This is a genomic window from Loktanella sp. DJP18 (assembly GCF_049310965.1).
In the GTDB taxonomy this organism is placed as follows: Bacteria; Pseudomonadota; Alphaproteobacteria; order Rhodobacterales; family Rhodobacteraceae; genus Loktanella.
The window spans coordinates 15,634-40,807 of the sequence record NZ_JBMERN010000012.1 but is presented as its reverse complement, the minus strand read 5'-3'; the positions used below and the strand labels follow the sequence as shown (position 1 = coordinate 40,807).

Annotated in this window: 24 protein-coding genes; 11 read left to right on the top strand and 13 right to left on the bottom strand. The window is 65.2% G+C overall.

Features of this window, described 5'->3' with window-relative positions:
- Positions 1–37: 37 nt before the first annotated feature.
- The 5 genes from ACOI1H_RS05565 to ACOI1H_RS05545 all read right to left on the bottom strand — a co-directional run bounded on the left by ACOI1H_RS05565 (position 38) and on the right by ACOI1H_RS05545 (position 7,647).
- Positions 38–1,018, bottom strand: a complete 981-nt coding sequence (locus ACOI1H_RS05565) for a type I glyceraldehyde-3-phosphate dehydrogenase (protein ID WP_422435784.1) — start codon at positions 1,016–1,018, stop codon at positions 38–40.
- Entirely contained in the window at positions 1,019–1,840 is an 822-nt protein-coding gene (locus ACOI1H_RS05560) for a bifunctional allantoicase/(S)-ureidoglycine aminohydrolase (RefSeq protein ID WP_422435783.1), read from the bottom strand. It lies immediately after the preceding gene.
- A 150-nt stretch (positions 1,841–1,990) separates the two neighbouring features.
- On the bottom strand, positions 1,991–4,996 hold the full coding sequence (locus ACOI1H_RS05555; protein WP_422435782.1) for a DNA translocase FtsK 4TM domain-containing protein: 3,006 nt from the start codon (positions 4,994–4,996) through the stop codon (positions 1,991–1,993).
- A gap of 11 nt (positions 4,997–5,007) precedes the next feature.
- Positions 5,008–6,186: an aminotransferase class I/II-fold pyridoxal phosphate-dependent enzyme gene (locus tag ACOI1H_RS05550; RefSeq protein ID WP_422435780.1), complete on the bottom strand. Its 1,179-nt coding sequence runs from the start codon at positions 6,184–6,186 to the stop codon at positions 5,008–5,010.
- 135 nt (positions 6,187–6,321) lie between these two features.
- A complete protein-coding gene (locus tag ACOI1H_RS05545) occupies positions 6,322–7,647 on the bottom strand; it encodes an amidase (protein WP_422435778.1) in 1,326 nt (441 codons plus the stop codon).
- Positions 7,648–7,731: 84 nt separating this feature from the next.
- Between ACOI1H_RS05545 and ACOI1H_RS05540 the strand changes: the two genes are divergently transcribed.
- Positions 7,732–8,943: a UbiH/UbiF/VisC/COQ6 family ubiquinone biosynthesis hydroxylase gene (locus ACOI1H_RS05540; protein ID WP_422435777.1), complete on the top strand. Its 1,212-nt coding sequence runs from the start codon at positions 7,732–7,734 to the stop codon at positions 8,941–8,943.
- On the opposite strand, the gene ACOI1H_RS05535 is transcribed toward ACOI1H_RS05540, so the two are convergent.
- From ACOI1H_RS05535 to ACOI1H_RS05525, 3 genes are read right to left on the bottom strand one after another with little or no spacing between them, the layout of a single operon-like run.
- Positions 8,940–9,116 (bottom strand): Trm112 family protein, encoded by a 177-nt coding sequence (locus ACOI1H_RS05535; protein WP_422435775.1) that lies wholly within the window; start codon positions 9,114–9,116, stop codon positions 8,940–8,942. The genes ACOI1H_RS05540 and ACOI1H_RS05535 overlap by 4 nt on opposite strands.
- Positions 9,113–9,751 (bottom strand): LON peptidase substrate-binding domain-containing protein, encoded by a 639-nt coding sequence (locus tag ACOI1H_RS05530; RefSeq protein WP_422435773.1) that lies wholly within the window; start codon positions 9,749–9,751, stop codon positions 9,113–9,115. Before ACOI1H_RS05530 ends, ACOI1H_RS05535 begins: the two co-directional genes overlap by 4 nt.
- A 30-nt stretch (positions 9,752–9,781) precedes the next feature.
- Positions 9,782–10,693 (bottom strand): tetratricopeptide repeat protein, encoded by a 912-nt coding sequence (locus ACOI1H_RS05525; protein ID WP_422435771.1) that lies wholly within the window; start codon positions 10,691–10,693, stop codon positions 9,782–9,784.
- Between the two features lie 100 nt (positions 10,694–10,793).
- Here ACOI1H_RS05525 and ACOI1H_RS05520 point away from each other — a divergent pair, with 100 nt between their 5' ends.
- Positions 10,794–11,429 (top strand): GDSL-type esterase/lipase family protein, encoded by a 636-nt coding sequence (locus tag ACOI1H_RS05520; protein ID WP_422435770.1) that lies wholly within the window; start codon positions 10,794–10,796, stop codon positions 11,427–11,429.
- A 102-nt stretch (positions 11,430–11,531) separates the two neighbouring features.
- Here the strand turns inward: ACOI1H_RS05520 and ACOI1H_RS05515 are convergent, their stop codons facing one another.
- Together ACOI1H_RS05515 and ACOI1H_RS05510 are read right to left on the bottom strand one after the other, a co-directional pair.
- The gene (locus ACOI1H_RS05515; protein WP_422435768.1) at positions 11,532–12,320 is read right to left on the bottom strand and encodes an exodeoxyribonuclease III; all 789 of its coding nucleotides are present in this window, start codon (positions 12,318–12,320) and stop codon (positions 11,532–11,534) included.
- A 9-nt stretch (positions 12,321–12,329) separates the two neighbouring features.
- Positions 12,330–13,325, bottom strand: coding sequence for an asparaginase (locus tag ACOI1H_RS05510; RefSeq protein WP_422435767.1), 996 nt, complete (start codon positions 13,323–13,325; stop codon positions 12,330–12,332).
- A gap of 183 nt (positions 13,326–13,508) precedes the next feature.
- Here ACOI1H_RS05510 and ACOI1H_RS05505 point away from each other — a divergent pair, with 183 nt between their 5' ends.
- The 3 genes from ACOI1H_RS05505 to ACOI1H_RS05495 all read left to right on the top strand — a co-directional run bounded on the left by ACOI1H_RS05505 (position 13,509) and on the right by ACOI1H_RS05495 (position 15,818).
- On the top strand, positions 13,509–14,042 hold the full coding sequence (locus ACOI1H_RS05505; RefSeq protein WP_422435765.1) for an invasion associated locus B family protein: 534 nt from the start codon (positions 13,509–13,511) through the stop codon (positions 14,040–14,042).
- 97 nt (positions 14,043–14,139) lie between these two features.
- Entirely contained in the window at positions 14,140–15,321 is a 1,182-nt protein-coding gene (gene rlmN, locus ACOI1H_RS05500) for a 23S rRNA (adenine(2503)-C(2))-methyltransferase RlmN (RefSeq protein WP_422435764.1), read from the top strand.
- Positions 15,322–15,356: 35 nt separating this feature from the next.
- Positions 15,357–15,818, top strand: coding sequence for a ribbon-helix-helix protein, CopG family (locus tag ACOI1H_RS05495; protein ID WP_422435763.1), 462 nt, complete (start codon positions 15,357–15,359; stop codon positions 15,816–15,818).
- On the opposite strand, the gene ACOI1H_RS05490 is transcribed toward ACOI1H_RS05495, so the two are convergent.
- The gene (locus ACOI1H_RS05490; RefSeq protein WP_422435761.1) at positions 15,815–16,657 is read right to left on the bottom strand and encodes a TIGR00730 family Rossman fold protein; all 843 of its coding nucleotides are present in this window, start codon (positions 16,655–16,657) and stop codon (positions 15,815–15,817) included. The two genes, ACOI1H_RS05495 and ACOI1H_RS05490, sit on opposite strands and share 4 nt — an antisense overlap.
- Positions 16,658–16,739: 82 nt before the next feature.
- Between ACOI1H_RS05490 and dapD the strand changes: the two genes are divergently transcribed.
- From dapD to ACOI1H_RS05470, 4 genes are all read left to right on the top strand, one after another.
- Entirely contained in the window at positions 16,740–17,567 is an 828-nt protein-coding gene (gene dapD, locus ACOI1H_RS05485) for a 2,3,4,5-tetrahydropyridine-2,6-dicarboxylate N-succinyltransferase (protein ID WP_422435760.1), read from the top strand.
- Positions 17,567–17,854 carry a hypothetical protein gene (locus ACOI1H_RS05480; protein ID WP_422435758.1) on the top strand — a complete coding sequence of 96 codons (288 nt, stop codon included), beginning with the start codon at positions 17,567–17,569 and terminating at the stop codon, positions 17,852–17,854. Before dapD ends, ACOI1H_RS05480 begins: the two co-directional genes overlap by 1 nt.
- A 104-nt stretch (positions 17,855–17,958) precedes the next feature.
- The gene (locus tag ACOI1H_RS05475) at positions 17,959–18,207 is read left to right on the top strand and encodes a GlsB/YeaQ/YmgE family stress response membrane protein (protein ID WP_422435757.1); all 249 of its coding nucleotides are present in this window, start codon (positions 17,959–17,961) and stop codon (positions 18,205–18,207) included.
- Between the two features lie 93 nt (positions 18,208–18,300).
- Entirely contained in the window at positions 18,301–18,648 is a 348-nt protein-coding gene (locus ACOI1H_RS05470) for a hypothetical protein (RefSeq protein ID WP_422435756.1), read from the top strand.
- On the opposite strand, the gene ACOI1H_RS05465 is transcribed toward ACOI1H_RS05470, so the two are convergent.
- Together ACOI1H_RS05465 and ACOI1H_RS05460 are read right to left on the bottom strand one after the other, a co-directional pair.
- Positions 18,645–19,727, bottom strand: coding sequence for a Hint domain-containing protein (locus ACOI1H_RS05465; protein ID WP_422435755.1), 1,083 nt, complete (start codon positions 19,725–19,727; stop codon positions 18,645–18,647). The genes ACOI1H_RS05470 and ACOI1H_RS05465 overlap by 4 nt on opposite strands.
- Positions 19,724–21,310: a Hint domain-containing protein gene (locus ACOI1H_RS05460; RefSeq protein WP_422435754.1), complete on the bottom strand. Its 1,587-nt coding sequence runs from the start codon at positions 21,308–21,310 to the stop codon at positions 19,724–19,726. The genes ACOI1H_RS05465 and ACOI1H_RS05460 overlap by 4 nt, the downstream gene beginning before the upstream one ends.
- A 293-nt stretch (positions 21,311–21,603) precedes the next feature.
- Here ACOI1H_RS05460 and dapE point away from each other — a divergent pair, with 293 nt between their 5' ends.
- Both dapE and rnr read left to right on the top strand, forming a co-directional pair.
- Entirely contained in the window at positions 21,604–22,746 is a 1,143-nt protein-coding gene (gene dapE, locus ACOI1H_RS05455) for a succinyl-diaminopimelate desuccinylase (RefSeq protein ID WP_422435841.1), read from the top strand.
- A gap of 112 nt (positions 22,747–22,858) precedes the next feature.
- A complete protein-coding gene (gene rnr / locus ACOI1H_RS05450) occupies positions 22,859–25,108 on the top strand; it encodes a ribonuclease R (protein ID WP_422435752.1) in 2,250 nt (749 codons plus the stop codon).
- Positions 25,109–25,174: the final 66 nt, after the last annotated feature.

Here is a 25,174-nt window from a genome sequence, read left to right as displayed (position 1 = left end):
TCGGGGGGCGCGGCACGCGCGGTGGCAGACAGCCCCCTCAACGCGCGCCCATCAGCACCGCCATGTCGATCATGCGCGCCGAAAAGCCCCATTCGTTGTCGTACCAACCGAACACCCGGATCTGGTGATCGGTCGTCGCAAAACACTCCGGCATCGCCAGCACCAGCGATTCGGGCCGCGCCCGCAGGTCGGACGACACCAGCGGCAGGTCCGTCGTTCCGATCAGGGCCGAATCGACACGCCGCAGGACGTCGTGCAGGCGCGCGGTTGTCACACCGTGGGTCACCGTCGCCGTCAGGTCGATGCAGGACACGCTGGCGACAGGCACCCGCACCGCGGCACCGGTGATGCGTCCGGCAAGCTCTGGCACGACCTCGGTCACAAGCTCTGTGGCGCTGGTTGTCGTCGGCACCATGGACAGTGCGCCCGCCCGACTGCGGGCAAAGTCACCGCGCGGCGTGTCCACCATCGGCTGGCTCGAAGTATAGCAATGAATCGTCATCATGTGCGCCGCGGTGATGCCCAGCGCGTCGTGCAGATGCCTGACGATCGGAGCAAGCGCGTTGGTCGTGCAACTGGCGTTCGACACGATCCGCGCATCTCTCAGGGCATCGTCGTTCGCGCCCAATACCACGGTGACCTCGGCCGCCGGTGAGGGGCCAGAGATCAGGACCGCCTTCGCCCCCGCTGTCAGACCCCGCACTGCGATGTCGGAGGAGCGGGCGACGCCGGTGCATTCCAGCACCAGATCGACGCCCCGCAGATCGAGGGCGGACAGATCGCCGACCTGCGTGAACGCGATGGACGTGTCCCCGACGCGCAGCGCGCCATCCGCGCCGCTGACTGTCTGCGGAAATGGACCGAAGACGCTGTCATGGGCAAAGAGGTAGGCGCACAGGTCCAGCGGTGCGATGTCGTTGATGCCCGCGACCTCGATCCCTGCGTCCGTCCGCACTGTCAGCAACTGCCGCAGGATCGTCCGTCCGATCCGGCCGAAGCCGTTGATCAGGACGCGCATTCACCGCACCGACAAGGGCATGTGGCGGTTGACGTCCTTGTAAAGCAAGTAGCGGAAACGTCCCGGCCCACCGGCATAGCAGGCCTGCGGGCAAAAGGCGCGCAGCCACATGTAGTCGCCGGCCTCCACCTCGACCCAGTCGGCGTTCAGACGGTAGACGGCCTTGCCTTCCAGCACGTAAAGCCCGTGCTCCATCACATGCGTTTCCATGAAGGGGATGACCCCGCCCGGCTGAAAGTTCACGATGTTGACGTGCATGTCGTGCGACAGGTCCGTCGGGCTGACGAAGCGGGTCGTGGACCATGCTCCGTTCGTGCCCGCCATTTCGATTACGGGGGCGTCACCGTCCTGCGTGACGAAGGGGGCAGGGGCGGCGATGCCAGGTGCCGGGACATAGGCCTTTCTGATCCAGTGGAACGTGCAGGGCGCGTCGTGGTCATTGGCAAAGGTCCAGTCGCACCCGGCAGGCAGATAGGCGTAGGAGCCCGGAAACAGCAGGTGCGTCTGGTCGTCGATGGTCAGCTCGGCATGGCCCGAGACCACGAACAGGACGGCCTGCGCCGCGGGGTCCGTCTCGGGGGCCCTGCTGCCGCCACCGGCAGAGACTTCGGCAATGTAGTGACTGAACGTCTCGGCAAAGCCCGTCAGCGGCCGCGCAATCACCCACATCCGCATCTTGTCCCAGCCGGGCAGGACGCTGGTGGTAATGTCGCGCAGCGTGCCTTTGGGAATGACCGCGTAGGCCGTCGTGAAGACGGCGCGGTCGGTCAGAAGGTCGGTCTGTGGTGGCAGGCCGCCGGTCGGGCTGTAATAGTCGGTCATGTCATGCGTCCCTGTTGCGGGATCGTTAGACACCCTTTCGTGCATCTTGGCAAAGGCCAGTCGGCGGGGAACGTCAGAGGGGGGCTGTCTGCCCCCCGCCGCGATGCGGCCCCCCCCCGAGAGTTTATCTGGCCAGATGAAGGGGATCGGTCAGTGCTGTTCCGGCACGAGGATTTCACGCTTGCCGACGTGATTGGCGGAGCTGACGACGCCCTGCTCCTCCATCTGCTCGACCAGACGGGCAGCCTTGTTGTAGCCGATCGCCAGCTTGCGCTGGATGTAGGAGGTGGAGCATTTGCGGTCCTTGATGACGATGGCGACCGCCGTGTCGTAGAGTGCGTTTTCGAGATCAGACCCGTCCGCGAGGCCAAGCACCATGTCGATGGAGCTTTCGGTATCTTCGTCAGGGCCTTCGACCACACCCGACATGTATTCCGGCGGACCGAAGCTTTTCAGGAAATTGACGATCTCCTCGACCTCCTCATCCGAACAGAAAGGGCCGTGGACGCGCGTGACCTTCGATCCGCCCGCCATGTAAAGCATGTCACCCATGCCGAGGAGCTGTTCGGCCCCCATCTCGCCCAGGATGGTGCGGCTGTCGATCTTGGACGTGACCTGAAAGCTGATCCGCGTGGGGAAGTTCGCCTTGATCGTGCCGGTGATAACGTCGACCGAAGGGCGCTGCGTCGCCATGATGAGGTGGATGCCCGAAGCGCGGGCCATCTGGGCAAGGCGCTGGATGCAGGCCTCGATCTCTTTACCGGCAACCATCATCAGGTCGGCCATCTCGTCGACGATGACGACGATGTAGGGCAGCACGACGGGCTTGAATTCATCCGTCTCGAACACCGGCTCTCCGGTTTCGTCGTCGAATCCGGTCTGCACCGTGCGGCTGAAGGTTTCGTCGTTGGCGAGCGCCTCTTTCACGCGGCCGTTGTAGCCGTCGATATTGCGCACGCCCATCTTCGACATCTTGCGGTAACGCTCCTCCATCTCTCCCACGACCCACTTCAGGGCGACGACGGCCTTTTTCGGGTCCGTCACGACGGGGGAGAGCAGGTGCGGGATGCCGTCATAGACGCTGAGTTCCAGCATCTTGGGGTCGATCATGATCATGCGGCATTCCTCTGGCGTCAGCTTGTAAAGCAGCGACAGGATCATGGTGTTTATCGCGACCGACTTGCCGGACCCGGTGGTGCCCGCGATCAGCAGGTGGGGCATCTTGGCAAGGTTCGCGACGATCGGCTGGCCGCCGATGTCCTTGCCCAGCGCCAGCGGCAGTTTCATGTTGCTGTCGCCGAAGTCGCGGGCGGAGAGGATTTCGCGCAGCACGACCTTTTCGCGATTCTCGTTCGGCAGCTCGATGCCGATCACGGTGCGACCCGGAACGGTGGACACGCGGGCCGACAGGGCCGACATGCTGCGTGCGATATCGTCGGCAAGGCCGATGACGCGCGATGCCTTCAGGCCGGGTGCGGGTTCAAGTTCATACATCGTCACGACGGGGCCGGGGCGCACGCTGACGATTTCGCCCTTCACGCCGTAGTCGTCCAGCACGCTTTCCAGCATCCGGGCGTTTTCCTCCAACGCCTCGTCGGACAGGACGTGGCGCTGGATTTCGGAAGGGTTGGTCAGCAGGTTCAGCGGCGGGTGCTCGTAACCCTTGTATTTCTCTTCGAAGGTCAATTCCGGCTGTGCCTCGGCCCGCGCCTGCTTGCTGGGCATCGTGCCGCGCGACATGCCGTGCTGCACGACCGCCTTCTTCGCTGCCTGCGTCGGGATTGTCGGGCGGGCGTCTGGGTCGAACAGGGGTTCGGCGGTCAGCGAAGGTGCCTCGGCGCGTGGCAGGGCGCTGCGCTGATAGACCGCCGGGGCCGACGACGGCATGACCTGTGCATCTTCGAAGGCTTCGTCCTCGTCGATCAGCATGTCGGCGTCGTCCTGCCAGTCATACTCTGCGGCCTGAGGCGGCGCAGCCGTCAATGGCGGAACCGCGGGCAGGATCAGCGCCTTCGGGCGCTTGCCGGCGGTCAGCGCGGGTTCGATGCGCACGCCGGTGACCGGATGCGGCTCTGACTGCGGCGTGGGCATGACGCGGGCCTTGATCGCATTGGTGATGCGGCTGCGGACGCGGTCTTCGGTCGGCGCGTCAAGGTCGTGGTCGAACGTGTCCGCCTCTACAAGTTCCGGTTCCGGCGGGGTGCGGCGCAGCAGGTTGCCGAGGCCCGGCATCTTGCGCGGGGCGGGGGCGTCGGAGGCAGGCTCGGGCGCTGGTGTCATCACCGGCGTTTCCGGCGCATAGGACCCGTCGGCGCGGATGATCGGTGGCATCTTGCGGCTGTTGTCCGCGGGCATCGCGGCACGGCTGCGCACGGCGGCGATGGCGCGCGCCTTGGCGTCGACGGGCGGCTCTGCCAAGGGGTGCGTCGCGCGTGCCTCGGCCCGGTCGGCCATGCGGGCAGCGACAGTGCCGCGGGCCGCGGTGGCGGCCTGTGCTGCGCGGGCGGTGCCCTGTCCCAAGACGCGCAGGATGATGTCGTAGATCATCACGGTGCCCAGCAACACGAACCGCGTGCCGATGCGGAGTTCGGGCCTGGTGAAGCCCAGCGCAAAGGCCATCGCGGCCACGGTCACGGCCCCCAGGATCAGCGACAGCAGCTTGACCCCTATGACCGGACCCAGCGGCAGGATCGTCAGCGCCATGCCCAGCACGGTGTCGCCGAACAGGCCGCCCATGCCGAAATTGGCGGGCCATGCGTCGCCGCGCGGCAGCGATGCGGCATAGAGCGCGGCAACGGCGATCACGACGGGGACATAGATCACGCGCCCCATCGCCCGATCCGATCCGCGATGCAGCACGAAACGCACGCCCCAGGCGATCAGAACGAGCGGCAGCGCCCAGATGCCCTTGCCCACGATCATCATCAGCGGTGCGACAGTCGCTGCACCGAACATGCCCAGCCAGTTCCGTACCGGTGCATCGCTGGCCGAAATCCAGGACGGATCGGTCGGAGAGTAGCTGAACACCATCGCGGCCCCCAGCAGGCCCAGCACAATCATCGCGATTCCCAGCAACTCCTTGCTGCGCCGTTCAAGCGCCGCCTGGGTTTCGCTGTCCAGAAGCGGATCGCGGTGCCGTGTCTGATAGGATGCCATCTTGCCGTTCCTCACTGGTAAAGCGTATCGCGCAGGTGGGTCAGCCCACGCGCCACGTCGTCCGTGGGGCCGCACAAGGCGACCCGGATGAACCCCGCGCCGGGGTTGAAGCCGCTGATCTCTCGCGACAGATATGCGCCGGGCAGGGTGCGCACGCCGGTTTCCGCCCAAAGGCGCAGGGCCGCGTCTTCGCCGTCCTCGACCGGCAGCCACAGAAAGAAGCCCGCCTTTGGACTGACGTATCCCGGCACGTTGCCAAGGATGCGGTCTGCGATCTCGAACTTTTCGATATATAGCGCGCGGGACGCCGTGACATGAGCCTCGTCGTCCCAGACCAGTGCGGACACCGCCTGCACCGGGCCGGGCAGGGGCGCACCCGCATAGGCCCGCAGGCTGCGGATCGCCGCGATATTGCGGGGGCCAGAGGCGCAGAAGCCACTGCGCAGACCGGCGAGGTTGGACCGCTTCGACAGGGAATGGAACACGACGACCCGTTCCGGGTCGGCACCCATCTCCTGCGCCACCTGCAGGGCGCCGACGGGGCGCGTGTCGCGGTAAATCTCGGAATAGCATTCATCCGCGAAGATCTTGAAATCATGCTTCTCGGCTAGCCCGATCAGGGTGCGCCAGTAATCTTCGCTTGCCACGGCACCCTGCGGGTTCGCGGGAGAGCAGATGTAGGCGATGGCAGTGCGGTCCAGCACGTCCGCGGGCAGTGCTGCGAAATCGGGCAGGTGGCCGGTTTCGGCGGTTGCGGGCAGATAGACAGGTTCCGCGCCGACGCTGAGTGCCGCGACCGCATAGACCTGATAGAATGGATTGGGCGTCAGGATGACCGGCGTGGCACCAGCCTTGATCTCGGGGCACAGCGCCATCGCGGCATTGTAAAGCCCTTCTCGCGTGCCGTTCAAGGCCATGATCCGGTCGGCCCCCACGGTCACACCATAGCGGTGGTACAGCCAGCGCGAAATCGCGTCGAGCAATGCGGGGGACCCGTCGTTGTTGGGATACCCGCCAAACCCCGCGATCTGGGCCGCCATCGCTTCGGCAAGGAACGGCGGCATCGGGTGCTGCGGATCGCCGATGGTCATGTTGATGGGATCACCGCCTGGCTGGACAGCATCCAGCAACCCACGAAGTCGGGGCCACGTCGCAACCGGAAGGTTCGCAAACCGCTGGGGGTAATCCATCACTGCCTCGTTACGGGATCATGTCCGCCCCGCTTGGCCTCAAGGTAGCCGCTGCATGCAGCGGCTGTCCAGCCAGACGGGCCCCATATTCAGGGGCCAGCACCGGAATTGTGTCATTTTCGTCGTGTGACGTGATCAGGCCAGCGCGGCCTCTGCCATCAGGGCGACCCGCAGCAAACGGTCGTCCTGTCCCGTATGGCCGCAGAGCATGAATCCGCATGACGGCGTGCCGGTCGGCAGGGTGACGGCGGGCAGGTCCATCAGGTTCGCCACGCGCGTGTTCCGCAGGGCCAGAAGGTTCTCTGTCACGTAATAATCCTCGTCGTCCAGCAGTCGCTGCGCATGGGGCGGCAGGATCGGTGCGGTAGGCATGATGATGGCATCATACTGCGCCGTCGCGGCCGCCCATGTTGCGCGGATACGACGCAGGGTGGACCAAGCGTTAATGAAATCGGCGGCCTTCACGTCACGGCCCGCGCTGATGCGCCGGTAGATCTGGGGAAACATCGCTTGCGGGTCGGCCTCGATCCTGTCGCGCCACCAGGCCCAGCTGTCAGCGGTGTAAAGCAGCGCCGCAAGGGCAAAGGCGTCGCGCAGATCCGGCATTTCCAGCCGTTCGATCTTTGCCCCGGCAACCTGCAGGCGCGTGACCGCATCGTCGAACCCCCTGGCCGGAGCGTCCCGCACATCCTCCATCGCGACGGTGTCGCAGATCGCCAACCGCAGCGGGCCGGTGCCCCCCCGCAGATCGGGCGGACGCGATCCTTCCAATGCAGCGGTCAGCAGGGCGGCGTCCTGCACCGACCGGCACAGGGGACCGACCGAGTCGAAGGTCAGGCACAACGGAACGGACCCTGTCAGCGGCAACCGCCCATGCGTCGTCTTGAACCCGGTGATGTCGTTCCACGCAGCCGGAATCCGCACCGATCCGCCCGTATCAGAGCCGATGCCCGCCACCGCAAGACCGTAAGCGACCGACGCGGCAGCCCCCGACGACGATCCGCCCGGCACCGCTTCAGGGTCGTTCACGTTGGGCGGTGTCGCGGTCATGGGATTCAGGCCAAGGCCAGAAAAGGCGATCTCCGACAGATGTGTCTTGCCCAGGCACACAAAGCCGGCGGCGGTTGCGTTGCGCAGCACTTCGGCATCCGCGTCGGGAACGCGACCCGCCATCAGGCGCGTGCCCGCCTCCGTCCCCACGCCGGCGGTATCGAACAGGTCCTTCCAACTGACCGGGACCCCGTCCAGCGGCCCGCGCCGCAATCCCGCCTTTGCGCGGGCGCTGCTGGCTGCGGCCTCTGCCCGCGCCCGGTCATGGGTCACGCGGGCATAGATGCGGTCACGCATGGGATGGCCGTCGATGGCCGCGAGATAGGTTTCGGTCAGGGCGAGGGGGTCGATCTGTCCCGCTGCGATGCCTTGCCCAAGAGCCGTTGCCGTCATCCAGCGCCAGTCGTCCATCCTGCGTCCCCTCCGCGTTTTGCGTCACGCTAGCGACTGCGCACCGCATGGACAATCCCGCCCGCGCGCCCATATGAAAGTGGCATGGAACAGACAGACATCATCATCGTCGGTGGCGGGCTGAACGGCCCGGTGCTGGCACTTGCCGCCGCCCAATCCGGCCTGCGGGTCACCGTGATCGACGCGATCACGCCCGAAACGCACCGGATGCGCGATTTCGATGGACGCGCCTATGCCATCGCCAACGGGTCCATGCGTTTGCTGCGCGGCATTGGCATATGGGCGGCGGTGCAGGCCGACGCCCAGCCGATGCTGGACATCAAGGTATCGGACGGCCGCGCCGGAGAAGGCGCGAGCCCCTGGATGATGCACTTCGACCACGCCGAGATCGAGGAAGGCCCCATGGGCTGGCTGGTCGAAGATCGCCACCTGCGCGCCGCCCTGCTGGACGCCTTGGCCGCCGAGGATCGGATCACCCACCTCACCGGGCGCACCGTCACGGCCCAGAGCATCACCGGCGGCGGTGTCACCGTGACGCTGGACGACGGCCAGATCCTTTCGGCGCGTCTGCTGGTCGGCTGCGACGGGCGCGGCAGCGGCGTGGCGAAACGCGCCGGGATCACCCGGACCGGCTGGGACTACGACCAGATCGCCGTGGTCTGCGCCGTGGAACACGCGCTGCCCCACAATGGGGTCGCACATCAGTTCTTCATGCCCGGCGGCCCTCTGGCGATCCTGCCGCTGACCGGCAACAGGTCCTCCATCGTCTGGAGCGAGCAGTCTGACCGCGCCCGGACCCTGATCGCGATGGACGAACCTGATTTTCTTGCAGCGCTCCGCCCTGCCTTCGGCTCATTTCTGGGAGAGTTGTCGTTGGTCGGCAGTCGCTTCTCCTACCCCCTCGGCCTGACGCTGGCCAACAACCTGACCGCGCCGCGTGTCGCGTTGGTGGGCGATGCCGCGCATGGCATCCACCCCATCGCGGGGCAGGGGCTGAACGCCGGGCTGCGGGACGTCGCGGCCTTGGCGCAAGTGCTCGAAGACGCCAGGATGCGCGGAGAGGATATCGGCAGCGCCGTCACGCTCGACCGGTACAAGGTCTGGCGCCGGTGGGAGGCGACCCGCCTTGCCCTCGCAACCGACGCCTTCAACAGGCTGTTTTCAAACGACAACCCTTTGCTGCGGGGTCTGCGCGACCTTGGGATGGGTGCGATCAACGCCATGCCCGGCCTGCGGCGGCGGTTCATTCGGGAAGCGGCCGGACTGAACGGCCAACTGCCGCGCCTGATGCGCTAGTCGTCGATCCGTCGTGCCTCGTCCACCAGCATGACGGGGATGCCGTCGCGGATCGGATAGGCCAGATGCGCGGCCTTGCTGACAAGCTCGTGCGTGACCGGGTCATACCGCAGCACGCCCTGCGTCTGCGGACAGACCAGCGATTCCAGCATCCGGGGGTCGAAATCGGTCATTGCATCACCTCGTCATCGCCACCGCGCAGGGCGTATTCGATCAGCGTCATCAGCGTCTCGCGCCGGGTCGACAGGCTCGGTGCCTCAAGCAACGCCTGCTTGTCCTCTGGCGGAAAGGGGCACAGCATCGATAGCGAGTTGATCAGCAATTCGTCTTCTGCCTCGCCCAACTGGTCCCAGTCGGTCTTCAGACCTTGATCCGCAAAGAACCGGCACAGCGAATCCAAGAATTCATCGCGGCGAAAATCCGGGTCGCGTTCCGCCTTGCCAAGGTCACGCTCGAATCCGGACCATTTGACGCGGCACCGGCGGTAGGGGGTGAACCCCTCGACCTCTTCCAACACGCGAAACCGCGATATGCCCGACAGGGTGATCATGTAGCGTCCGTCGTCGGTTTCTGTAAAGGCATTCAGCCGCCCGGCACACCCGATGCTGTGCAACCGCCCGGCCTGTCCCGGCGCATCATAGGGCTGGATCATGCCGATCAGCCGTGTCGGCGTCTTCATGCTATCCTCGATCATCGCCAGATAGCGCGGTTCGAAGATGTGCAGCGGCAGCCGTCCGCGCGGCAGCAGCAACGCACCGGGCAACGGGAAGATCGGGATCGTGTCGGGAAGGTCTGACGATGAAATCATGATGACCCTCCACGTAGGCCGCGGCAGGGCTTAAGCAAATATCATCGACGAGAGTTTACGCCGCCCCGCAAGAACGATCGGGTCTTTTGCGGGCAAGGCGTCGAACACCTTGAACAGCTGTGTCTTGGCGGCCGCATCGTTCCACTCGCGGTCACGGCGGAACAGGTCCAGAAGGTGATCGACCGCTTCCTGACTGCGCCCCTTGGCGTGCAGGGCCGTGGCAAGATCGAGCCGCGCCTGATGATCGTTTTCGTCCGCCGCCAGCCGCGCCTCCAGGTCCGCGACGGGACCGGCGTTCGCGGCTTCGCGCAATAGCGCGATCCGGGCGGCGACGGCTTCCAGCGCCGGATCGGTGCTGATCGCGGCGGGGGCACCGTTCAGGATCGCCTCGGCCTGATCGACGTCATCAAGGGCAAGATAGGCGCTGACCAGACCGGCATAGGCGGCAGCGTTGTTGGGGTCTTCCTGCAGGATCGCGGCAAAGGTTTCGGCTGCGTCGGCGGCGGCGCCTGAATCGAGCATTTCCTGTGCTGCAAGAATGGCATCGGCCAGGCCGTTGTCGGGCTCACCGGCCAAGTTTGCCGTCTTCTCGACGAAGGCGTTGACCTCTGATGGCGGCAAGGCACCCTGAAATCCGTCCACCGGCTGACCCTGCCAGAAGGCATAGACCGTCGGGATCGACTGCACCTGCAACTGACCCGAATAGCCGGGGTTACGGTCCACATCGATCTTGACCAGCTTCACGCGGCCCTCGGCCTTTGTCACGGCTGCCTCGATGGCGGGGCCCAGCGTCTTGCAGGGGCCGCACCACGTCGCCCAGAAGTCCACGATCACCGGAACCTTCATCGACATCTCGATGACGTCGGCCATGAAGGTCGCGTCGCTACCTTCTGTGATGTCGCCCGTCGCCGGGGCGGCGGTCTTCGTGCCCATCAGGTCCATAGGAATTCTCCTTCATCCGCGTTGCCCCCTATATGTGGGTGCGCGCGGCAAAGGCCAAGGGGGATTGCCCGGATTGCGCGCGCGGCATAGCGTCGGCCCCATGACCCGCACCATCATGACCTTCGGCGACAGCAACACCCACGGCACCCCGCCCATCGTCACGCGCGGCGTCTATGCCCGCCATGACAGCGCCGCGCGCTGGCCGCAGGTCATGGCCGCCGCGCTGGGCTGCACCCTGATCGAGGAAGGCCTGCCCGGCCGCACGGCCTGCGCCCTGACCGACCCCGAGATGGGTACCCACATGAACGGCCAGCTTGGATTGCGCATCGCACTCGAAAGCCACGGGCCCATCGATGCCCTGACAATCATGCTGGGCACCAACGACTGCAAGGCTCATTTCGGCTTGACGCCGGAAGGCATTGGCGCCGGCATTGCGGGACTGCTTGCCATCGCCTGCGGAGAGGTCATGCAGACCCGCCACGGCGGGTTCGAGGTGCTGCTGATCTGTCCGCCGCCGGTGCTGGAACAGGGGCCGATTGCGCAGGTCTTCTTCGGCGCTGCGACAAAGTCGCTGGCGCTGCCGCCGCTTTACGCCGCCCTCGCGCAGACCTGGAAGGTCGGATTTCTGGATGCCGGCCAGCACATCGCCGTCAGCCCGCAGGACGGCGTGCACTACAATGCGGCGACGCACCTGACGCTCGGGCAGGCCGTCGCCAGGGCGCTTCAGCCGCTCTGACGGGCGCACGACGCATCAGTTTCATCTGGCCAGACAAACTCCCGCCGGAGGCACCTTGCCGCGCGCGGCAAGGTCCCGGAACTCTCGCGGGACGTCGCGCCGCTAAAGATCAAAAGTCGCAAGAACCGGCGCGTGATCGCTCGGCTGCGTCCAGCCGCGCACATGCCGCAGCACTCGGCTCGAGTGGGCGGCGGTAGCGATGTCCGGCGTGGCCCAGATGTGATCCAGCCGCCGCCCCTTGTCCGCCGCATTCCAGTCCGCCGACCGATAGGACCACCAGCTGTACAGGTTGCCATGCGGGATGTCCTGCCGGGTCACGTCCACCCATTGTCCAGCGTCCTGCGCCTGCGCCAGATGTTCGACCTCGATGGGCGTGTGGCTGACGATCTTCAGCAGTTTCTTGTGGTCCCAGACATCGTCTTCGCGCGGCGCGATGTTCAGATCGCCGACCATGATCGCCTTTTCCGGTCGATCCGCGTGAAAGGCGTCACGCATCTCGGTCAGGTAATCCAGTTTCTGGCCGAACTTCTCGTTGATCTCGCGGTCAGGCTGGTCGCCGCCGGCGGGGACATAGAAGTTGTGGATCGTGACCCCATTCTCCAACCGTCCGGCGATGTGCCGCGCATGACCCAGACTCGCGTAATCAGCTGCCCCGACCTCCGTGATCGGCAGTTTCGAGAAGATGGCGACCCCGTTGTACCCCTTCTGCCCGCGCCCGATCATGTGGGTATACCCCAGGGCGCGGAACGTCTCGACCGGGATCTTGTCCAGCGGGCTCTTGCATTCCTGCAGGCACAGCACGTCGGGGGCCTCGTCCTGCATCAGTTGCGCGACAAGGGCTTCGCGCAGGCGGACTGAATTGATGTTCCAGGTGGCAAGCGTGAACGTCATGGCAAGTCCTTACAGCAGGGCGGGAACGGGCTTTATATGGCCACAGAGCGTGCCGCGCCAGTTGCGGATCTCTGGCACCATCCGCGCACGGGCCGCCGAGTGGTCCGCGTCCAGCACCCCGAGCTTCACGAGGATCGCCGCGATCGCGGCCTCCGACGCACGCGTGCCACCATCGGCGATCTTCAGCGCGACTCCCAGCCGCTTTTCGGGGATGATCGCGACAAAGACCCCTTCCGCGCCGGTCTTGATCGCGACCCTGCCGCCCATCGCGCGCATCAGGTCGGTGCAGGCCCGCGTTTCCCCCGCGACCAGCGCCGGGAATGTCGCCATCGCCTCGCGCAGCCGCACGGCAGCCTTGCTGCGTGTGTCGTTCCGGTCATGCGCGGTCGCGAAAAAGCTCATGGCGCGTGCAAGTCCGTGGACGGAGGTGGCGAAGTTCGGGGCCGAACATCCGTCGATCCCGTAACCGGGCGACGCCTCGCCTGTCACCTCCTCGAATGCCGTCTTGCAGGCCTGCTGCACCGGATGATCGACCAGTTCGTAGTCGGCGTCGCCGCCGATATGGCGGTTCAGCGTCAGGAATCCGGCGTGTTTGCCGGAGCAGTTGTTGTGAATCTGGCAGGGGGCCGCATGGGCGCGGATGATCTCGTTGCGGGCGGGAATATCCTGCGGCCACTGTGGCCCGCAGCGGAAATCCTTGTCCGCCAGCGCAAGCGTATCAAGCCAGACCTGCACCCGGTCGGTGTGGATATGCGCGCCCTGATGACTGGCGCACGACAACGCCAGCTGTTCGACCCCCAGCCCATGCGCATCCGCTGCACCGCTTTCGATCAACGGCAGCGCCTGGATCATCTTGCACGACGACCGGGGATAGATCGTGGCCTGCGCATCGCCCCAGGCTTGTACGATCCCTCCATCCGCGCCGCAGATCACAGCGTGACCTTGATGCACGGATTCCAGAATGTCGCCACGCCAGACTTCGACCAGATCGACAGGAGCGTTCATCGGCGTTTTCCTTCTTTCACACCCTGCCCACGGCTTTGTGCGCGGATCAGGGCTTTGCAGTTCGGGCGGTTTTTTGCTAGGGACATGGCTAACCGGTTGAAGAAAGACCCGCCAGACGAAAAGGTTGTAAAAACCCGTGTGCGGGCAGGACAGAGGCAAGGGCAGCTTGGAGACCTACAGACAATGATCAAGACGACAATCCGCAGCCTGATCGTGGCAGCGACCGCACTGACGACGACCTATGCCGCGGCGCAGGCGACCACCGACAACCTCGTGGCGGCCAATACGGACTGGAGCACGTTCGAGGCGGAAAGCCCGCGCGAATGCATCAGCACGTCGGCCCCGAAGAAAAGCACACTGACCGACGCCAACGGCAGCCCGACCAGCGGGAACCGGGGCGACATCTATCTCATGGTGTTTTACCGCCCGTCAGAGAACGTGAGCGGGCAGATCATGTTCACCGGGGGCTACCCCTTCGCGCCGGGGTCCACCGTGAACCTCGAGGTCGGCGGATCGACATTCGAGCTGTTCACCGAAGGCGAATATGCCTGGCCCGCCACGCCAGAGGATGACGCCCGCGTTGTTGCCGCGATGAAGCGCGGGTCCGACGCCGTCCTCAAGGGCCGATCGGGGCGTGGCAACATCACGACCGACACCTTCTCTCTCTCCGGATTCACCGCCGCCGTCGAAGAGGCCGCGAACCGCTGCGCCGGGTAGATTTGTCGCAGAATGATCGAGGGCCCCGGTTTTCCATTGAAAACCGGGGCCTTTTGCGTATATCAGGCCCGCTTCACACCTCGAAAGGTCCGCTGCCATGACCGCCTCTGCCCCGATCACGCAGGATGTCCACACGATCCCCCGCAAGCTGGCGGAGGGGCCGCAGAACCTGATCGGCCTGACCCGTGACCAGATGCGCGACGCCCTGATCGCCGCCGGCACGCCGGACAAGCAGGCCAAGATGCGCGTCAACCAGCTGTGGCAGTGGCTCTATCACTGGGGGGTGCGCGATTTCGCCCAGATGACGAACCTCGCAAAAGACTACCGCGCCATGCTGGACCGAACCTTCGTGATCCAGCTGCCAGAGGTCGTGACCCGTCAGGTCAGCACCGACGGCACCCGCAAGTATCTGGTGCGCATCGCCGGCGGGCACGAAGTCGAGGTCGTCTATATCCCCGAGGAGGATCGCGGCACGCTGTGCATTTCCTCTCAGGTCGGTTGCACGCTGACCTGTTCGTTCTGCCATACCGGCACGCAGAAACTGGTGCGCAACCTGACCCCCGCCGAAATCGTCGGCCAGATCCTGATCGCCCGCGACGACCTTGGCGAATGGCCGCAACCGGGGCAGGGCACCGGCGACAACGGCCCGCGCATGCTGTCCAACATCGTCCTGATGGGCATGGGCGAACCGCTTTACAACTTCGAGAACGTGCGCGACGCGATGAAGATCGCGATGGACGGCGAGGGAATCGCCCTGTCGCGCCGCCGCATCACGCTGTCCACCTCGGGCGTCGTGCCGGAGATCGCCCGCACAGCGCAGGAAATCGGCTGCCAACTGGCCGTGTCCTTTCACGCGACGACGGACGAGGTCCGCGACAAACTCGTCCCGATCAACAAGAAATGGCCCATCGCCGACCTGCTGGACGCCCTGCGTGTCTATCCCAAGGTTTCGAACTCCGAACGGATCACCTTCGAATACGTGATGCTGGATGGCGTGAACGACTCCGACGCCGACGCGCACCGTCTGGTCAAGCTGATCGAGGGCATCCCCGCCAAGATCAACCTGATCCCCTTCAACGAATGGCCCGGCGCGCCCTACAAGCGCTCCTCCGGCAACCGCATTCACGCCTTCGCCGACATCATCTACAAGGCCGGCTACGCCTCGCCCGTCCGCAAACCGCGGGGCGAGGACATCATGGCCGCCTGTGGGCAGTTGAAGTCCGAAACCGAGCGCGTGCGGAAATCGCGCAAGCAGGTTGAGGCGGACGCCGGGCTTTAACGGTTATTTCACCAAGCTGCGGTGAAGCTGCGGTCATGAAAGTGACCGTCGATATTCCAGACCCGATGTTGCGCGCCCTGTCGGCGCTGGCGCGGGCGGATGATGTGACTGTCGGGCAGTTGATGCGCGACGCTATCGCACGCGACTTGCGGCTGCGGACGAAGCCGAAGAAGGACGACAGGACTGATGAGGTGCTCGTCGCCTCACTCCGCTCGCTCCTCGCGCGGGACCTTGCCGATGCCACCAGTTGGCCAGATCTTCAGCAAAGGCTATCCCGGCACGGATTTGCGCTGCGTCCCGCGGGCGGCGGCCTTGTCCTGTGCAACCTGTCCGACGGCCAGAAATGCTGCAAGGCCTCCGATCTGGGCTACGCCCACAGCCTTCTGGCGCGGCGATTCGGGCGCGCATTTCCCGGCCATCCCCATGCGCATCTTTACAAGCCTCCCACCGATGACGACGCCTTTATTGTATTCGAAGATGACGAAACCAGCGGCTAACGCCCCGGAATGTCCCGCCGCTTGCCGCGTTCGTGCCAGTCGTCCAGCGCGGCGATCGCCTCATCGGCGGTTTCGACGTAGCGGAACAACTTGAGGTCGTCCTCGGCGATTGTTCCTGCATCGGCCAGCGCCTGCCAATTGATGATTCCCTCCCAGAACGCCTTGCCAAACAGCAGGAACGGTACGCGGGCCATGCGGCCGGTCTGGATCAGGGTCAGAGCCTCGAACATCTCGTCCAGCGTGCCGAACCCGCCGGGGAACACGCAGATCGCCGAGGCGCGCATCAGGAAATGCATCTTGCGGATCGCGAAGTAATGGAAATTGAAACACAAGTCCGGCGTGACATAGATGTTCGGGGCCTGTTCGTGCGGCAGCACGATGTTCAACCCGATTGAAACACCACCTGCGTCCGCCGCGCCGCGATTGCCAGCCTCCATCACGCCGGGACCGCCGCCGGTCGCAATGATGTTTTCGCAGGGGTCGCCGGCCAGTGACCGTTCGGTGATCATCCGCGCAAAGGCACGCGCTTCGTCATAATAGCGGGTCAGGTCGGCGAGGGTCTGTGTCCGGGCTTGCGCCTTGTTGACCGGGTCGGGGATGCGCGCACCGCCGAACAGGACGATGGTGGATTTTACCCCCGCCTCGTTCATCATGACCTCGGGCTTCATCAGTTCCAGCTGCAAGCGGACCGGGCGCATGTCCTCTCGTGCCAGAAACGCAGGATCGTCGAAGGCGAGCGCATAGGACGGGGCCCGCGTCTGGGGTGTATCCGGCACCTCACGCGCCGTGACGCGATCCTCGTCAGAGCGGCGGAACTTGTTCTCGTGGTCTTCGGGCATGAAACGTCCTTGAGATTGCGCGGCGGGGCCGCCGCGTCTATAGCCCGTGCCAACCGCCAGAACCAGCCAAGAGGTCCGTCTCATGTCCAACGCTGCCCTTGAAACCGCAATCGAGTCCGCTTGGGACGCCCGCGACCAGATCACCCCCGCGACGACAGGCGAGACCCGCGACGCGATCGAGGACACGTTGAGCGCGCTGGACTCCGGCGCCCTGCGTGTCGCGGAAAAGCAGGCGGACGGGTCGTGGCATGTGAACCAGTGGGCCAAGAAGGCGGTTCTGCTGTCGTTTCGGCTGAACGACATGCAACCGATATCGGGGGGCAACGGCGGGTCCACATGGTGGGACAAGGTGCCGTCCAAGTTCGACGGCTGGGGCGAGAACCAGTGGCGCGCCGCGGGATTCCGCGCGGTGCCGGGCAGCATCGTGCGGCGGTCGGCGTTCATCGGCAAGGGTGTCGTGCTGATGCCGTCCTTCGTGAATCTGGGGGCCTATGTGGACGAAGGCACGATGGTCGACGGCTGGGCCACGGTCGGCAGCTGCGCGCAGATCGGCAAGAACGTCCATCTGTCGGGCGGCGTCGGCATCGGCGGCGTACTGGAACCCATGCAGGCGGGTCCGACAATCATCGAGGACAACTGCTTTATCGGGGCCAGGTCCGAGGTCGTAGAGGGTTGCATCATCCGCGAAGGGTCCGTGCTGGGCATGGGTGTCTTCATCGGGCAGTCGACCAAGATCGTGGACCGCGAAACCGGAGAGGTCATGTATGGCGAGGTGCCGCCCTATTCCGTCGTGGTCGCGGGCACGATGCCTTCGAAGAACGGCATCAACCTCTATTGCGCGGTCATCGTGAAGCGGGTGGACGAACGCACCCGCTCCAAGACTGCCATCAACGAGCTTTTGCGCGACTGATGATCCTCAGCCGGACCATCGCCCGCCGCCGGATCGCGGCCGGGGTCCGGCCGGGGTGGGTTGGGGCCTGGGGGCTGGTGGCCATCGACACGCTGATCCTGTTTGCGCTGATGGCCACGGTCTTCTGGCTGTCGCGGGGCGTTTTTGCGACATGGCCCACCTGGGCCGCGATCACGGCACTGGTGCTGGTGTTCTTCATTCCGTTGCAAGGCGTCCTCATCATCTCGTCCCTGTGGGCGGCACGGTCACGGTGGACCGACGAAAGCGATGCGAAAGCAGAGCCTTGAGCGCGGTCACGGTTATTTCACGAAAACCGGAACTCTCGGGGAACCCAAGACGTTCAGCCGCATACCTCCCTGTTGGAGGGTGGCGCGACACAAGGAATATTTTTATGGGCTGGCTTGCAGCAATCATCGTCGGGGGCATCGCAGGATGGCTCGCGGAACAATTCATGAAATCGAACATGGGTATTCTGGCGAATATCATCCTCGGCATCATCGGTGCGTTCGTCTTCAACCTGATCTTCGGGACGCTGTTGGGCCTGTACGCCGCCGAAAGCTGGATCGCCTATCTGATCGCCGGCTTCATCGGTGCCTGTATCCTGATCTTCCTTGCGCGCTTGGTGCGTCGCAACACCTGATCGGTGACGTTTTTTGACGACAGGATGGCGCGCTGGCAACGGCGCGCCGTTTTGCGTGGCGGGACCGGCTTGACAGGCGGCGGCAAGAGCGCGATGCCAGCCGCCATGAACAAGCGCACGCAACAGGTCTATACGCTGCTGGTCGAGGTTGGTCGCAACGCGGGCGACGGTCTGCCGGAGGGCGCGACCGGTGCCGCACTGATGTGCTATGCCTCCGGCGTCGACGAGGCGGAAGCGGTGCGCGAGACGGTTGCGATCCTCAAGCAAGCCGACCTTTCACCGCTGGACGTGTCGGGTTACGGCACCTTGGACGAACGCCTGGCCGAGGGGCATGACATCGACGACGGCGAACGTGCGCTGATGCAGCGGGCGCTGGACGAAAACAGCGTGATCGTGGCGCAGATGACGCCGTTCTTCGGTGACGAACCGGACGAGAGCTAGGCCACGCGCAATTCGCACAGGCTGCGCGTCTCGAACCCTTGCAGGCGCTGCACGTCGCGCGGTGCGGTCTGAGGCATCAGTTCCATCGGCACATCGCGCAGGATCGACTGTGCCCGCAGTGCCGGGTCGGCCACCACGGCTGTCGTGTCGAGCGTGGCGCAGGCGACGCCGTGCACGCTGACCGCAGCGGGCCGATCGAGGACCAGTTGACGGTAATGTATTGTCGGCGCGGGACCGATCGCACGCGGTCCGATCCCGTCCAGCAGATCGCCCGCCCGGGCCGCGACCGTATGCGTGGCGAAGAGGTATTCGACTTCTGAACTGCGCAAGTGAACCTGCTGGCAGGGGGCAAGGTGAATATCGCGCTGGGCCCCGTAGAAGGGCGCGCGCAGGTGCAGCGGCGCAAAGCGTCCACGCGCGGGCAGCGTCAGACCGCCGGTCCAGCGCACCTGTGCCGTGCCGCCGCCCACTGTGCGGACGATCTGTCCGGGTCGCAGGCTGTCCAACGCGACGTCACCCTGCGGCGTCGGGATCAACGTCGCAGCGTCCAGCGACGGCAAGGGTCCGATGGGCATCATGCCCTCTGCAATGGCGGCAAAGCCGGTGCCGGGCATCACGTGACAGCGGTGGCGGTCCATCACGATCCGGGTCGCATCGCGCAGCGAGAGCGGCAGCGGGCCGTGGCCGGTGGTGAACCAGAGCGCGCCGGTATCCGGCACCTCTGCTGACAGCCGGGCCCGGCGGTGCGGCGCGTCCCATGCAAACACGATGGTGGTCATCATTGCACGCCCCATCAGGCCGGTCGCAAGGGTGTAGCGGCGAGTATCCTCGCCCTGCGCCTGCGTCACGATCAGCGTGCCTTTCGGGTCCAGCGCCACGGTCAGCGCCGTGCGCCAGGGGTCCATCGCCTGATAAGACAGCAACGTCTGTTCCGTCAGGCTGGGCATGATGTTGCAGTCCAGCAGCAGGGTGCCGGTTGCCAGCAATTCGTCTGGCTGGGCGGGACAGGGCGCAGGTTGCCCCAGACCGGCCGGGCTGAACACCCCGCCCGTCGGATCGCGCAGACCAAGCCAGTTCATGACAGGGCGCGTCGCATGACCTGCGCCTCGTAGCGTTTCAGCGTGCGACGGGCGGCGGGCGAATAACCGCGCCCCGTCACCCAGTCGATCTGCGGAAAGATCGCCCTGATCTCCCGAAGCGCGTCCTTTTCGAAGGCCTTCTTCATGTGCGGGCCGGGCAGAAAACTCTCTGTCGCCAGCCCCTCGGACCAGATGACCTGATGGCGGTCGAACAGCAGGTGGACATAGGTGACCTGTCCTCCGGGACAGCGCCGGATCGTCAGGTCGTTGACCAGATCGCGGGCGGCGATCAGCACGTCGTCCTCGCCGAACAGCAGGGCAGACAGGGTATCCCCCACGAGGACCCGGTGCAGCGGCGACAGCATGAGGTCGCCGTGGTCGCCCAGCGCACCTGCGGCAATGCGGATCGGGGCAAGCGCGCCTGTCGCCGCCACGGTGCGCTGCCCGGTCCAGCGCAGCGGTTGCGCACCGTCGTCGAGCGTCTCGACAAGGTCGCCGGGGGCCAAATCTTCGACCACGACATCGCCCAGCGGCGTGCGGATGCGGGTGCCCGCGACAAAGCAGGGCACGGTGTCGACGGTGACGAAACCGGTGTCGGTCTGAAGGGTCTGACCACTCGATCCCACGGATTTCGTGGCATAGGTGAAGCTGGTCTTGACCACGTCGTTATCGGTCGTGATGTCGAACGTGCCGTCGGCCAGCAACGTCACCTGCTGGCCCGTCGGCAGCGTCACGGTCTGCCCCGCCACGACCGGGACGCCGTTGATATGGGTCACGACCAGCGTGCCGCCGGTGTTGTTGATGTCGTTGGACAGGACATCCAGGTTCTTGGTCCCGCCGGGCGCGATGACGATGTCGTCCTGAATGGAGATCAGCGTCGTCTGGACGCTGTTGCCGGCGATCAGCAGATTGGAATCGTAGTTTGCATCCGACGTATCGGCGATCCCGATCCGCAGCGTGTTGACCACACCGGCATTCACCGGGATCGTCAGCGTCATCGTGACGGTGAATCCGTCCATTTCGGTATTGTATTGGTCGCCGGTATTGCTGCGGTAGAGGTTGATGTTCTCGTTCGGATTGATCTCGGTCACCGAAGCGGCGCTTTGCGTGACGCTGATCGGAATATGGGTGCCATTCGACCAGACACCGACGACGTCGTTGAACTGGGAGTTGGCGTATTCGGGATATTCCTCGGAGGAGAAGACGAACTGGATCGTCATCACGTTCGTCGTGGGAATGAAGGTGGTCGTCAGGTAGGATGCATCATAGGTCCGCGCGCCGGCGATGGCGTTGAAATCGCTGTTGTTGTCCTGACCGCCCGTGTTGCTGCCGGTGCTGGAGGACCGGTTCGGGTCGCCATTGCTTTGGGTAAAGGACGAGGCGTAGCCGGTCGACAGGATGACGCCGGTGTTGCCGGGCAGGACACCCGGACTGGTCGTGTTGCCGCCGGAATAGGTGCCGGATGAATAGCTGGACCCCGAATAGGTTGCGCCGACGACCACGACGCCATCGCCAAAGATCGCGTTGGCCATGGTCAGCGCCGAGGCGCTTGTGTTGATATTCAGTTCCGAACCGGTTGCCATGACGTATCACCCTCGCGCCCATCGGCCCGAAGTCAGCGCAAGCGTCTGCGGGGTCTGTGCCCCGTCGCGACTATATCTTGTGGTGCCTGCTCGCACTCACACCCTTTATGGGTTTGCCCTGCCTCGGGTCTCATTATTGCTGAAAGGTTAACGCCAAATTGCCTTTTGTCAGCGGCGTTTGACGTGATGGCGTCGCGATGGTGCGATGCGGTGGCGCCTTGGCCACAGGCGGCGTTTGCATCGCCTCCATCGCCGCGCTACCGCTGGGGCGACCGAAAGGAACCGCAATGACCATGCCGATCGATCCCGTCGACCTGACCGCCCGCCTCGTGCGCTGCAACTCCGTCACCCCCGCCGAGGGCGGCGCGCTTGTGCTGCTGGAGGACGTGCTGACCAAGGCCGGCTTCGCCTGCACGCGGGTCGACCGCGGCGGCATTGCGAACCTTTTCGCGCGCTGGGGCCGCAAGGGGGCAAACCGCAGCTTCGGCTTCAACGGGCATACGGACGTGGTGCCGGTCGGCAATCCCGCCGACTGGTCCGTGGACCCGTTCGGAGCCGAGATCCGCGACGGCTGCCTCTGGGGGCGGGGCGCGACAGACATGAAATCCGGCGTCGCGGCCTTCGTCGCTGCCGCCTGCGATTTCGTCACCACCACACCGCCTGACGGTGCGGTGATCCTGGCCATCACGGGTGACGAGGAAGCCGACGCCGAGGACGGCACCACCGCCCTGCTGGACTGGATGGCCGCCAAGGGCGAGGCGATGACCGACTGCCTTGTGGGCGAACCCACCAGCCCGAACCACATGGGCGAGGCGATGAAGATCGGGCGTCGCGGTTCGATGACAGCCTGGTTCACGTTCCAGGGCGTTCAGGGCCATTCCGCCTATCCGCACCGCGCAAAGAACCCGCTGACCGCGATGGCGCGGCTGATGGACCGGCTGGCCAGTCACACCCTTGACGATGGCACCGATCACTTCGATCCATCCTCGCTGGCGATCGTGACGATGGACACCGGAAACCCCGCGACCAACGTGATCCCGGCCACCTGCCGGGCCGCCGTGAATATCCGCTTCAACGACGATCACACCGGGGCCGCCCTGACCGCATGGATGCAAAGCGAGTTGGACACCGTCGCCGCCGATACCGGAATCCGCATCGTGATGCAGGTCAAGATCAGCGGCGAAAGCTTTCTCACCCCGCCCGGTACGCTGTCCGACCTGATCGGCCGCGCGGTGCAGGCCGAAACCGGCAAGACGCCCGCTCTTTCAACCTCCGGTGGCACGTCCGACGCGCGCTTCGTCAAGGATCACTGCCCGGTCGTGGAATTCGGCCTGGTTGGCAAGACCATGCACATGGTCGACGAAAAGGTGCCCGTGGCCGACATCGTGGCGCTCAAGGCAGTCTATGCCCGTATCCTGCGGGACTACTTCGCCTGACGATCCGAATTCATCTGGCCAGATAAACTCTGGGGGGCGGCGCAGCCGGGGGGCTGGCCCCCCTGCGACATAGAACATGACGAACCACCCTGCCCGTGCTAGGTGCCCCGCCATGACACAGATCCCCTCAAAGACCGACATCCTCGCGTTCATCGCGGACAACCCCACCCAGACCGCCAAGCGCGACATCGCGCGCGCCTTCGGCATCAAGGGGTCTGACCGCATCCTACTGAAACAGGTCCTGCGCGAGATGGAGGCCGAGGGCAGCCTGGCCAAGCGCCGGTCGTCCTACCGCGACGCGCACAAGCTGCCGCCGGTGTCCGTCGTGCAGGTCGAAGCGGCGGATGCCGACGGTGACCTCTATGCCCGACCGCTGGAATGGAATGACAGCTTGCCGCCGCCGCGCATCCTGCTGGCATTGCGATCCTCAGATCCCGCGCTGGGTGCCGGCGACCGTATCCTTGCGCGGCTGACGGAAACGCCGGGCGAACCTCACGCCTACATGGCGCGGATGATCCGGCGGATCGGCAGCAACCCGGAGCGCATCCTCGGCGTCTACCGCGCCGGGTCCGAAGGCGGGCGCGTCATGCCCATCGACAAGGGGTCGGACCGGCAATACGTGATCAGCGCCGGTGCGACCGGCGGTGCCAAGGACGGCGAACTGGTCGAGGCGGAACAGACCGGTCCGAAGGGCCGCATGGGCCTGCCCAAGGCGCGGATCATCACGCGGCTGGGCGATCCCACCGGCCAGCGTGCGGTCAGCCTGATCGCGATCCACCAGCACGGCATCCCCGACCACTTTCCCGATGCGGTGGTCGAGGAAGCGGACGCCGCGAAGCCCACAGGCATCAAGGGCCGCACCGACCTGCGGCAGATGCCGCTGCTGACCATCGACCCCGCCGACGCCCGCGACCACGACGACGCCTGCCATGTGGAGGCGCATGACGACGGCACCTTCACCATCTGGGTCGCCATCGCTGATGTCGCTTATTACGTCACACCGGGGTCGGAGCTGGACCGCGAGGCGCGCAAGCGTGGCAATTCCACCTATTTTCCTGATCGCGTCGTGCCGATGCTGCCCGATACGCTGTCGGGCGACCTGTGTTCCCTGCACGAAGGCGTCGACCGCCCCTGCATCGCGGTCGCGATGAAGGTGGATGCGCAGGGCAACAAGACCGGGCATGAATTCCACCGCGCGATGATGAATTCCGTCGCCTCGCTGACCTACGAACAGGCGCAGGCGGCGATGGACGGTCTGCCCGACGCACAGACCGCTCCGCTGGTCGAGGCGGTCATCAAGCCGCTTTACGCGGCCCATGCCGCCCTCGCCCTTGCACGGACCGCGCGGCAGCCGCTCGACCTCGATCTGCCAGAACGGCGGATCGAACTCGACGACGACGGCAAGGTCGTCGGCGTGAACTTCAAGGACCGGCTCGACGCGCACAGGCTGATCGAGGAATTCATGGTCCTCGCCAATGTCTGTGCGGCGGAAACGCTGATCGCGAAGAAAACCCCGCTGCTGTTTCGCGTGCATGAGGAGCCGAGCCCCGAAAAGCTGGACGCCCTGCGCGAAGTGGCCGAGGCTTCGGGGCTGGTACTGGCCAAGGGGCAGGTGCTGAAGACCGCGCATCTGAACCGGCTGCTGGCGCAGGCGGAGGGCACGGATTCGGACGAACTCATCAACCTTGCCACACTGCGCAGCATGACGCAGGCCTACTACAACGCCGAGAACTTCGGCCACTTCGGGCTGGCGCTGCGCAATTACGCGCATTTCACCTCGCCGATCCGGCGCTACTCCGACTTGGTCGTGCATCGCGCACTGATCGCGGCGCATGGCTGGGGCAAGGATGGCCTGTCGCCATGGGATATCGAACATCTGGATGACACGGCCAAGATGATCTCGGACACCGAACGGCGGTCGATGGCGGCAGAGCGCGACACGACGGACCGCTATCTGGCCGCCTTCCTCGAGGATCAGGTCGGCGCGGAATTCGGCGGACGCATCGCCGGCATCGCGCGGTTCGGCGTTTTCGTGAAACTGGATGGCACAGGGGCCGACGGGATGATCCCGATCCGCAACCTCGGGCGCGAGTATTTCCATTACGATGCCGAGACGCAGACGCTGATGGGGGCCGACACCGGCCAGATCATCGGTCTGGGCCAGCGGGCGCGGGTGCGCCTGATCGAGGCAGCCCCCGTGACTGGCGGTTTGATCGTCGAACTGCTGGAATTGGACGGGCGCACCCAGCCAAAGGGCCCGGCCAAGGGACGCGGCAAGCCGCCACGTTTCAAGCAGGGATCGGCGAAGAAGAAGAATGCCAGAACAGCGCAGAAGGTCAGCCGGGTGCGCAAGGCACGCTGAGAGGCGAACCGGCTGCGCCGGTGCCTCCGGCGGGAGTTTATCTTGCCAGATGAATGTGGATCTGAG